This window comes from Xenorhabdus sp. SGI240, from assembly GCF_040081915.1.
GTDB classification, from domain to species: domain Bacteria; phylum Pseudomonadota; class Gammaproteobacteria; order Enterobacterales; family Enterobacteriaceae; genus Xenorhabdus; species Xenorhabdus bakwenae.
Genome location: NZ_JBEBMB010000098.1, coordinates 1 through 9,868, shown reverse-complemented (window position 1 = coordinate 9,868; position 9,868 = coordinate 1). Strand labels below are relative to the sequence as shown.

The window sequence follows — 9,868 nt, the reverse complement described above, 5'->3', positions numbered from 1 at the left end:
GGTGTTCGGGGTAAAAGACAGTTATGACGATATTGTCTTACCCGGCGCTTTTGCGAACACCTTAAAGCAATGGAATGAGAAAGGCAGCTTGCCCGCGTTACTCTGGCAACACCGGATGGATGAACCCATCGGTATTTATACCGAGATGAAAGAAGACGAGGTAGGGCTGTACCTCAGGGGGCGGCTGCTGATTGAGGATGATCCGCTGGCAAAACGGGCGCATGCCCATATGAAAGCCGGTTCCCTGTCGGGATTGTCCATCGGTTACATCCTGAAAGACTGGGAATATGACCGGACAAAAGAGGCGTTTTTACTGAAAGATCTTGATTTATGGGAAGTCAGTCTGGTGACCTTTCCGGCTAACGATGAAGCGCGGGTCAGTGAGGTGAAATCCGCCTTTGCCCGCGGTGAAATACCCTCGCAAAAAAGTATTGAGCGAGTCCTGCGCGATGTCGGGCTTTCGCTAACTCAGGCCCGGGCCTTGATGGCCAGCGGCTACCGTGCACTTTCTCTGCGTGACGCTGAGCAGGCCGCACTGGAAACATTGAAATCCATTAAATTTAATTAAATAAGAGGCTGTTATGGCGATTGATCAAAAAGATGTCAGTGAAGTTGCGCAGGAACTGAAAGGCGCTTTCGAGGCGTTCCAGCAGAAGAACGACAAACGCATTGAGGCGATTGAGGCGGAAAAAGGCAAGCTCGGTGAGCAGGTGGATACCCTGAACGGCAAGCTCAGCGAGCTGGACAACCTGAAAACCGCACTGGAAGAAGAGCTGGCGGGGCTGAAACGTCCGGCAAACAGCGGCAATAATCCCGCCGTCAGCGAGCACAAAACGGCATTCGCCCAGTTTATCCGCAAGGGCAAGGAAGACGGGCTGGCCGAACTGGAACAAAAGGCCATGCAGACCACGACCGATCCCGACGGCGGCTATGCCGTGCCGGAAGAGTTGGATCGCAACATCATTAGCAGCCTGAAAGATGCGGTGGTGATGCGTCAGGAATGCAGTGTGATAACACTGGGGACACCGGACTATAAGAAGCTGGTCAATCGGGGCGGAACAACCAGTGGCTGGGTGGGGGAAACCGATAAGCGCGAGGAAACCTCAACCTCACAGCTCGGCGTGATTGAGCCTGTCTGGGGGGAGATTTACGGCAACCCAGCGGCAACCCAGCGGATGCTGGATGATGCCTACTTTGATGTGGAAGCCTTTATCACCGCGGAGTTGGCGCAGGAGTTCGCGGAGAAGGAAGAGGCGGCGTTTACCCACGGTGACGGCAGCAAGAAACCCAAGGGGTTACTGGCGTTTGGCTCGGATGACAAGACGGACAAAGACCGCGAGTGGGGCACCCTGCAACACCTGCTGCTGAAAAAACCGGCCGAGATCACAGCGGACGAAATCATGCAGCTGATCTACACCCTGCGCAAGCCTTACCGCACCGGGGCAAAATTCATGATGAACAACAACCTGTTGTTTAAGGTGCGCACCCTGAAAGACAACCAGGGGAATTACCTGTGGCAGCCGGGCTTACAGCTGGGGCAACCTTCCGCGTTACTGGGTTATGGCATTGCGGAGAATGAGCAGTTTGCGGACTTAATGGCGGATGCGGTGCCGGTGGCCTTTGGCAACTTCAAGCGCTGCTACAGCATACTGGACCGTATCGGTGTTCGTATGTTGCGCGACCCGTACACCAACAAACCGTTTGTGCAGTTCTACACCACCAAACGGGTTGGGTCGATGCTGGTTGACAGTAACGCCGTGAAGTTGCTGAAAGGCGCAGCGGGTAGCGGTAAGTAATCTTTGGGCGGCCTGAGTGCCGCCTTTGTTTTGGGGGAAATATGCTATTACCGACCCTTGAAGAACTGCGGTTGCAGTGCCGGATTGATTCGGATGAGGACGATGCGCTATTACAGGCGTATCTGGAGGCGGCCAGAGAAAAGGCCATCAATTACCTGAACCGTAATGTCTATGAAGAAACCGTTCCTGATACCGATCCCGACGGAATACACCTAACCCCCATCATTAAACTGGCCTTAATGTTGGCGGTGGGGTTCTGGTATGAAACCCGCGATCCGAAGCGGTTACCGCCGGGCTTTCGGGATTTGCTGGACGATTATCGGATACGGTCGATTTAGGAGAGGATATGCTGGCGAATGAAATAAATAAGCGTATCAAACTGTTTCGCCCCGTTATTATACAGGATGAGCTGGGTGCCGAAATCATCAAATCCGAATATGTCACCACCATCTGGGCGAAAGCCGAGGCGATGTCTAACCGCAAAATCCGCACCGCTGACCAGCAACAAGTGATCGAAGTGCAACAGTTTACTATCAGGCCAAGAAAAGAGATTGATAGTCACTGGCTGATTGAATACCAGGGGCGACTGTTTACTGTTCGCGCCATAGACCGCAACCGCCCTGACCGTGCCATCATCACCACGGAGGCAGATGTACGCCATGATAGAGTCTGACATTCAGGTCGATTTAGCGCGGTTAACCGGATTGCCTGTCTATCCGCTGATACTTCCCTCGTCTGTACTGGAGGGGGTCACCTACCAGCGTATCAGTGACCCGATGTTCAATACCGGACTGGTGTCCACCCGATTGATAGCAGCGCGGTTCCAAATCAGCGTCATCCTGAATGACTATACCAGGGCGCTTAAGCTGGAAGCCAAAATCCGGTCAGCATGGGAATCAGTACAGCATGGCTATCTCGGTCGCTATCCCGTCCAAACCATTTCACGCGGAGCATTGTATCAGGAGGCGGAAGAGCTGACCGAAAACCGTAAGCGTTACCGCATCACCCGCGATTTTATCATCACCTTTGCGGAGGTGCCCGATGATTAGCGCCAAAATATCCGGTCTGGAAGCGCTGGGACGCAAGTTGCAGGAGTTGAACGTTGATCTCCAGACGCAAATCTTGCGCAAGGCCGGAAAAGCCGCGATGGAAATCGTCAAAGACGATATGGAAACCCACGCCGGATACGACAAGAACAGTGACGGCCCTCATATGCGGGACAATATCAAAATCCGCTCGACAAAATCCAGGAAATACAAAGGCGGGGTGATGATCACTGTCGGCCCGACTAAACCTCATCGTATGAAAGCGCTCGCACAGGAAATGGGCACCATCAAACAGGTGCCGAAGCCGTTTATCCGCCCGGCACTGGATTACAACAAAACCGCCGTAGTTAAGGTGCTCGCGCAGGAAATCCGCGATGCCCTGTCCATTTACAGCAAATAGGAGAACACCCGATGGCAACATCACCTGAATATGCCGTATTGCCTGCCGGTACGGTCGTGAAGTTTGGCAAGCCCGGCGACACCGTGGAAAAAATGCGCCCATTGATTAACTGTAAAGCGCTGGGTGCCACGGGATTAACGGGCAGTTTTATTGACTGCACTACCCTGATGGACACCAATAAGCAGTTTATTTCCGATATGCCGGAAGGTCCCGAAAAATCCCTCGGCTTTATTGATGATCCTGAAAACACCGATTTTACTACGTTCCTCAACGCCGCTGAAAAACGCGAAACGGTTCAGTTTTACATTGCCCTGCCGAACAAGCGCACTGCAACCATGATATTGGCGCTTTCCGGTTGGGAAATGAACGACATCAACGCCCCGGCCAGTGAAGTGATCCAGATCACCGTTAAGGGCAAGCAAAATAACCTCGTATGGGGTATCGCCACCACGAAAACAGGAGTCACCCAATGAAAGGTCTGAAAGCCGCCTTATTAACCCCGCGCCCTCATGTCAAGGAAGTCGAACTCTTTGGCACTAAAGTGAACCTGCGCCGCATGACGGCGGCCGAACTGATGAATCTGGAAGAGTCAGTGGACAAACTCAGCGACACAGGAAGCGGGCGGGAAGCTTCTCGTCTGAACATCCAAAGGGTGCTGGACTGTCTGGTGGATGACAAAGGGAAACCCATTCCAGCGGGCGATCTGCCAACGGTCGATGAACTGATGGACACACACGACAGTGCCACCCTGATTGAAGCCATCCAGACCGTGAAGCGCCACGCCGTCGGCACACTGGAGGACGCCGAAAAAAACTAATGAATTCGCCGACGCTGCATTTTGCTTTTGCGCTTGCGGAGCAGCTCGGCGAAACCGATCCCTATCGCATTCTGTCCCTGCCTGCCGCCACCCTCAATGAATGGCAGGCCTATTACCGGCTGAAAAACCGTAAACAGCCCGCTGAATCCGCCCCGGTTGCGTCTGCGTCTGCCCACGGTGATACCGTACAGGCGCAGTGTGCCGCCGTCATGAAACTATTAGGTTAAATTATGGGAAATTTATCCACACTGACCGTCGGCTTGCTGGTCAATGCCACCTCATTTAAGTCTCAGATCATGGACGCCTATCGTTATGCTGGACGGGAATCCGGGCGCTTTTCGGATAAGGCCGCGTCGGATGCTAAAAAGGTGAAAAAGACGTACAGCTCACTGGCTAATCAAATTAAGTCTGTGTCCGGTCAGTTAATGTTGTTGGCGGGGACGGGATTTTCGTTGGGTTCCATTCTCTCTGCAACGCGCAAATACGGGCAGGCTCTGTCAGATTTGCAGGCCATCACGGGCGCGACGGGAGAACAATTAAGGAAACTGGACGAAGCGGCGCTGCGATTAGGCCGCACCACGGAGTTTGGCGCCGCCAAAATCACCGAAGCGTTTAAGCTGATGGCATCCGCTAAACCGGAGTTACTGAAAAGTGCCGAAGGGCTGACACTGGCGACAGAGAAAGCCGTAATCTTAGCGCAGGCGTCCGGCATTGAATTACCCGAAGCGACTAAAGCGCTGGCGCTCTCATTAAACCAGTTCGGGGCTTCTGCGCAGCAGGCCGATCGCTTTATCAATATTCTGGCAGCCGGGGCAAAATATGGCTCCTCCGAAATAGCGGAAACCGCGCTGGCCATCAAAAATGGCGGTACGGTGGCAGCACAGGCGGGGATCAGCTTTGAAGAGTTGAGCGCGGTCATTCAGATACTGGCCGAACGGGGCATCAAAGGGGCGGAGGCAGGGACAGCCATTCGTAACGTGGTCTTGGCGTTAGAGCGTTCAACGGATAAGAGGCTAAAACCTTCTGTCGTGGGCCTTTCCGCTGCACTGGCACACCTGACCACCAAAAACCTATCCACCGCCGAAGCGGTCAAGCTGTTTGGGCGGGCGAATGTCAGCGCGGCCTCCAATCTGGTGACCGGCAGGGGGAAACTGGAGGAACTGACCAAAACTTTGACCGATACACAGGTTGCTTACGATCAGGCGAGGGACAGGGCAAATAACCTGAGTTCGGATCTGGATGTTTTAGGCAAGGCATTTGAAGTTCTGGCCATTAAGGTCGGGAGCAGTGCTGATGGTCCGCTTCGTACCGGGGTCCAGGGTGCCACTACAGCTATTAATACACTAACAGAAAACTTTAATCTGGCGGCGGCTGTTGCTCTGCATACTTTAATCCCCGTGATGGCGACAAAAATGACAGCAGGGTTGCGTGAAAATATCAGTGCATGGAAAGCCACTGAGAAAGCCATGCGTGACACAGCTAAACAGCAGGCAACCACAGCGCAAAGGGCGATTGAGTCTGCCAGAGCTATACGTGATCAGGCCGGACAACAAAATCAGTGGCTGGCCACTCAAAAGATGATCAATAAGCAGCACGGTATTGATATTAGTTACCAGAAAGAATACGCGGCTAACTTTCGAAAAACTAGGGAATCGATCATTGCTGAAATGTCAGCAAAGAATCAATTAGCCGAAGCTAACCGGAGATTGTCGTATTCTACCCGGATTTTGTCAGGGATGACGGCGGGCGCTCAGGGTGCATTGTCGTTATTAGGTGGCCCGTTCGGTGCCGCTGTGCTGGCCGGCTCCGCGTTGTATGGGTTATATAGCCATAGTGTCCAAGCGAGAGAAGGATTAAGGAGATTAAAAGACGAAACCGTCGAAACTATCGCCGAACTACAGCGGCTTTCGAAAGTTAAGCTGGAAGTTGAGCTTGATAAAAATAACGAGGATATAAACAACCTTAAAGAAGAATTAAAACAAGTTGATAGTCAACTGGAAAGGTATTCCCAAACCAGAATCAATAGATTGAAAAATCGACAAAAAGGTGCATTAAGTTTTCTTTATGAAGATCCTAAAGAGGTCGAAAAAGAAGGAAGGAAACTACTCAGTCGACGAGAAGATATCCTGAAAGGATTAGAAGGAAAAAACGCAAGAGATAAAAATTTACGCTCAACGTTGACAACAGGAAAATTTGACGTGCCACCTCCTGCTCCCCCTAAGCTTGAAAGCGACAATGGCAATCCGTGGACAGGCTCGGGGGGCGGTGATGGGGGTAACAAGAAGGGGAAAAGTACCCAAATCCTCAATCAATATCACCAGTTGCGCCTTGAAATAGAAAGGGCGAATACGACGAGTCTAGGCCGTATTGTACTGAGTGAGCAGGAAACCCAGCGAAAACTGGATGAAGTCGGTAAATCCGGTTTAGTTTCCCAAAATGAAATTCAGCGTCTGAGTACCCTCAATACCGAAAACCACCAAAAGCAACGACGGGAACTGACAGAAAGATACGCGCCTGTAAAAGCGTTAATCCGTCAGGAAGAAGAAGCCGGTAAGGAACTAAAAGCCCTGTACGCCGAACGATTGCTGTCAGAACAGGAGTATTTGTCAGCCAGCAGGGCAATATACCAGACCACGGTCAAAGACAAACTGGCAGAACAAGCCAAACAGATTGCGGCCCCGCGTCTGGACATGGCGGGGGAAGTTGATCCGCTTGTTCAACTTAAGAACCAACTCACCGAGCAAACGGCTTTGTACGAGGCTTATTACCAAAACAACCTCATCAAAAAGGAGCGTTACGAGCAATTGGTCAACGCAGCAGGTACCCGCTCCCGGGATGCACAATTTGCAGCAGACAAGGAGTTGTATGGTGCGCAGGGTGATTTCCAGAAAATGCAAATGGGCCTGCTGGATGTTGTCGAGCAACGAACAGGCAATGCCCTGACTGGCATGTTGACAGGCACCAAGTCATTCTCTGAATCCATGAAAGAACTGTCTGCATCACTGGCGCAATCCATTATTCAGGATTTAGTCCGTATTGCCATACAAGCCATGATTACTAAGGCGGTGTCTGGATTTTTCGGGGGTAGCGGTATGGCGAATATGGGAACCAGTTCTTTAGCTTCGGCGGGCAGTGGCATGTCTTCCAATATAGGTGCTATGGGAATGTCAACCAGTTGGCGCGGTTTTGTCCCGAATGCGAAAGGGGGTGTTTATCAATCGGCGAACTTAAGCCAGTACAGCGGACAGATTGTCAGCAACCCAACGATGTTCGCCTTTGCTAAGGGTGCAGGGTTAATGGGTGAGGCAGGTCCCGAGGCTATTATGCCGTTGACGCGGGGCGCTGATGGTTCGCTAGGGGTGCGGGCGATGGGCGGTGCGAGCAGCCAGACCACCAATCATGTCAGTATTGTGATTAACCCTGACGGGAACCACGAAGTGAAGGCAACCAGCGGATTTGAATCTGCGGGTCAGGATGTAGCGAAATTTGTCGATCAGCGGTTCAAGTTATTGCTGCATAAAAGTTTGGGGCAAGGCGGTGAATTAAGCGTAGCCATCAAAGGAGGTCGGCGATGATAAAAACCTTTGATTTTGCCGCAAGGGTTGGGGCTGTGGGGGAATTTGAACCCGTAGTGCGCTCCGTTCAGTTCGGTGACGGGTATAAGCAAACCTCAGGCGACGGGATCAACGCACAGCGGGAGAGCTGGCCCTTGTCCTTTGTGGGGACGTTGTCTGAAATAGAACCTGTGATTACTTTTCTGCGTGAGCATCAAGGATGGCGCTCATTTAAATGGCGTAATCCGTTATCTGAGTTAGGGCTGTATCAGGCCGGAAAATTCAACATACAGGCCAATGGCTCCCACTTTACTCTTTCTGTGACGTTCACTCGCACCTACCATCCTTAAGGGGCTTTACCATGACAATCAATGCCACTCTCCAGCACCTTGAGCCGGGGAGTAAAGTTCTTTTGTTTGCGGTTGATGGCTCCGCTTTTGGTGGGCCAGAGCTGTATTTTCATAATCACCCCATTTCTTATACGGAAGAGGAGCTGGAAGGTGATATCGATAATTTACCCGCTAAATCCCTCTGGTGGCAGGGTATGGAGTATAAGCCGTGGCCGGTCAGAATTGAAGGATTAGAGATCAGTGGTGATGGTAAAGCAGTATCCCCCACGCTCAGTATTGCTAATCTGGATGGTACTATCAGTGCGTTGTGTCTGGCGTATCAGAATATGGCGCAGGCGCGTGTCACCCTTCATATGACATTTGCGCATTATCTGGATGCGCGAAATTTTCCCGAGGGTAATTCAGAAGCTGACCCCACACAGGAAAAAATCGACGTCTACTATATCGATAGCAAAACTCATGAGGATAATACAGAGGTTCATTTTGCCTTATCTTCCCCGGCTGACTTGCAGGGGATTCAAATTCCTACCAGGCAGATACACAGCCTTTGCACGTGGTGTATGCGTGGCTTGTATCGAAAGTCGCCCTGCAACTATACGGGCACCCGGTATTTTGATGAAGAGGGTAACCCAACCGATGATCCGTCAAAAGATGCCTGCGGTGGACTGATGAATGATTGTAAGGCCAGACATGGAGAAAACTCGCAATTACCGTTTGGCGGCTTTCCCGGTTCTGCATTATTAAGGCGGTGAAATGGTGCAAACTCTGCCTGATGAGATATCCTTATAGTCAATCCTTGATTATTTATTCAATTTTCTTCATTGTTGCAATTTTACTGACAAGTGAGAGAGCTTTTAATGAAAAAAATTATTTTAATTGTCTTGACATTTTTCACCATAAACCAGTTGGCGTTTGGGCTGTCAAAAGATGAGCCTCAAGCACCGTTCGGATTCAAATGGGGTATGACTGTTGATGAAGTTAGAAAATTAGACCTAAAAAAATTTAATGAGTACCAAGATAAATTAGTATATACGGTAAGGATAGAATCAGCCCCTATAGAGTCTAAATATGATGGTGAGTACTTTTTGGACTTCTTTCCTCTTAACAGAGGATTAAGATCAATTACTTTTGGCGTGAATGACTCAGGTGAAAATTTCGATAAATTAAAAGAGAAATTTAATTTCATTGCATCAAGTCTGAACAATAAATATGGAGCGCCTGTTCTTGATGAGCAGAATAACCATGAATTATCTAAAGACTATGAATACAATGAAATGAAGGTTAAATTAAGGCTCAATAAAGGGGAATCTGAGCCTTATATACTGTGGGTAAATTATGAATATTACCCCAAGGAATTATTTACTAAAGACGAACCAATACTTAAAGAATTAGCCAAAAAATACGACAACCCATTCTAGATATAATCATATGGTAATGTATGAATCATGAGATCCCGTCTTGACGGGATTTTAATTATATAAGGAAACCTACATGCGTCCATATATCATTCAATCTATCCTGGATCACGCTAAAGCCGAATACCCCAATGAATGTTGTGGGCTGGTGGTTCAACATAGCCGCAAACAACAATATATCCCCTGTCGCAATACCGCGCCTTCACCCACCGAACAATTCAGCATTCACCCCGAAGACTACGCCAATGCCGAAGATACGGGGACTATTGTTGCTATCGTTCACAGTCACCCCGACGCCACAACGCAACTGAGTCAGTTAGACATTGCCCAGTGTGACCTGTCACAACTCCCGTGGGTGATAGTCTCCTGGCCCGAAGGAGATATTCGTACGCTGATGCCAACCGAGGGAATAAAGCCGCTCATTGGACGCCCGTTTGTGCATGGTATATGGGACTGTTACGCCATTGTGCGTGACTGGTATCGGCTGGAG

At 50.3% G+C, this 9,868-nt stretch carries 14 protein-coding genes; all 14 read left to right on the top strand.

What is annotated here, in order from left to right; all coding sequences use genetic code 11:
- Window positions 1–568, top strand: a 568-nt coding sequence (locus ABLA76_RS16000) for an HK97 family phage prohead protease (protein WP_348988677.1), incomplete at its 5' end; no start/stop codon positions are given.
- A gap of 13 nt (window positions 569–581) precedes the next feature.
- The gene (locus tag ABLA76_RS15995; RefSeq protein ID WP_348988676.1) at window positions 582–1,796 is read left to right on the top strand and encodes a phage major capsid protein; all 1,215 of its coding nucleotides are present in this window, start codon (window positions 582–584) and stop codon (window positions 1,794–1,796) included.
- A 41-nt stretch (window positions 1,797–1,837) separates the two neighbouring features.
- Window positions 1,838–2,134: a head-tail connector protein gene (locus ABLA76_RS15990; protein WP_348988675.1), complete on the top strand. Its 297-nt coding sequence runs from the start codon at window positions 1,838–1,840 to the stop codon at window positions 2,132–2,134.
- A gap of 8 nt (window positions 2,135–2,142) precedes the next feature.
- Window positions 2,143–2,469 carry a phage head closure protein gene (locus ABLA76_RS15985; RefSeq protein WP_348988674.1) on the top strand — a complete coding sequence of 109 codons (327 nt, stop codon included), beginning with the start codon at window positions 2,143–2,145 and terminating at the stop codon, window positions 2,467–2,469.
- Window positions 2,456–2,845 carry a hypothetical protein gene (locus tag ABLA76_RS15980; protein WP_348988673.1) on the top strand — a complete coding sequence of 130 codons (390 nt, stop codon included), beginning with the start codon at window positions 2,456–2,458 and terminating at the stop codon, window positions 2,843–2,845. The genes ABLA76_RS15985 and ABLA76_RS15980 overlap by 14 nt, the downstream gene beginning before the upstream one ends.
- Window positions 2,838–3,242: an HK97-gp10 family putative phage morphogenesis protein gene (locus tag ABLA76_RS15975; protein ID WP_348988672.1), complete on the top strand. Its 405-nt coding sequence runs from the start codon at window positions 2,838–2,840 to the stop codon at window positions 3,240–3,242. The genes ABLA76_RS15980 and ABLA76_RS15975 overlap by 8 nt, the downstream gene beginning before the upstream one ends.
- Window positions 3,243–3,253: 11 nt before the next feature.
- Window positions 3,254–3,715: a phage tail protein gene (locus tag ABLA76_RS15970; protein WP_348988671.1), complete on the top strand. Its 462-nt coding sequence runs from the start codon at window positions 3,254–3,256 to the stop codon at window positions 3,713–3,715.
- On the top strand, window positions 3,712–4,059 hold the full coding sequence (locus ABLA76_RS15965) for a phage tail protein (RefSeq protein WP_348988670.1): 348 nt from the start codon (window positions 3,712–3,714) through the stop codon (window positions 4,057–4,059). The genes ABLA76_RS15970 and ABLA76_RS15965 overlap by 4 nt, the downstream gene beginning before the upstream one ends.
- Window positions 4,059–4,286 carry a tail assembly chaperone gene (locus tag ABLA76_RS15960; protein WP_348988669.1) on the top strand — a complete coding sequence of 76 codons (228 nt, stop codon included), beginning with the start codon at window positions 4,059–4,061 and terminating at the stop codon, window positions 4,284–4,286. Before ABLA76_RS15965 ends, ABLA76_RS15960 begins: the two co-directional genes overlap by 1 nt.
- Before the next feature lie 3 nt (window positions 4,287–4,289).
- On the top strand, window positions 4,290–7,634 hold the full coding sequence (locus ABLA76_RS15955; RefSeq protein WP_348988668.1) for a phage tail tape measure protein: 3,345 nt from the start codon (window positions 4,290–4,292) through the stop codon (window positions 7,632–7,634).
- Window positions 7,631–7,963, top strand: a complete 333-nt coding sequence (locus tag ABLA76_RS15950) for a phage tail protein (protein ID WP_348988667.1) — start codon at window positions 7,631–7,633, stop codon at window positions 7,961–7,963. Before ABLA76_RS15955 ends, ABLA76_RS15950 begins: the two co-directional genes overlap by 4 nt.
- 11 nt (window positions 7,964–7,974) lie before the next feature.
- Window positions 7,975–8,715 carry a phage minor tail protein L gene (locus tag ABLA76_RS15945; RefSeq protein WP_348988666.1) on the top strand — a complete coding sequence of 247 codons (741 nt, stop codon included), beginning with the start codon at window positions 7,975–7,977 and terminating at the stop codon, window positions 8,713–8,715.
- 105 nt (window positions 8,716–8,820) lie between these two features.
- Window positions 8,821–9,381, top strand: coding sequence for a hypothetical protein (locus ABLA76_RS15940; protein WP_348988665.1), 561 nt, complete (start codon window positions 8,821–8,823; stop codon window positions 9,379–9,381).
- A 73-nt stretch (window positions 9,382–9,454) separates the two neighbouring features.
- A partial coding sequence (locus tag ABLA76_RS15935; RefSeq protein WP_348988664.1) for a C40 family peptidase occupies window positions 9,455–9,868 on the top strand: 414 nt, incomplete at its 3' end.